Origin of the sequence: Pseudomonas sp. KB_15 (genome assembly GCF_052114525.1) — a bacterium.
Lineage (GTDB): Bacteria > Pseudomonadota > Gammaproteobacteria > Pseudomonadales > Pseudomonadaceae > Aquipseudomonas.
The window spans coordinates 1-388 of sequence record NZ_JBFREX010000312.1 but is presented as its reverse complement, the minus strand read 5'-3'; the positions used below and the strand labels follow the sequence as shown (position 1 = coordinate 388).

Here is a 388-nt window from a genome sequence, read left to right as displayed (position 1 = left end):
CCGTAGAAGCGCGCATGGAACGTGCGGATCTGCGCCGGGGTGACGGCGCGCAGCGCGGCGATGCTTTCGTCGAAGGTGGGGGTGTAGCGCGGGTCCTCGGGCGGGTAGGGGTTGCCATGGCGGCCTAGTGCGTTCGGCGCGAGCGCGTTGGGCTGGCGTTGCTGGCTCTCGATGCCGGCGACACTGCTCGCGCGCAGCGTCTCGAACTCGCTGGCCGGGAACGTCGGCATGCGCAGCACCGTGCGGAGCAACGCCATCAGGTCCGGCAGGTACTGGCGCCGCGTCTCGAAACGCACCGTCAGCCGCTCGGCGTTGCCCGAGATCGACACACTGGCCTTGAGCGCCTCCAAGCGGTCGGCAATGCGCTGGCGGTCGAACGCGCCGGCGC

General features: G+C 70.9%; 1 pseudogene. It reads right to left on the bottom strand.

Going from position 1 to position 388, the window contains the following annotated elements:
• Positions 1-388: pseudogene (locus AB4Z35_RS31045) on the bottom strand (hypothetical protein); the annotation flags it as partial.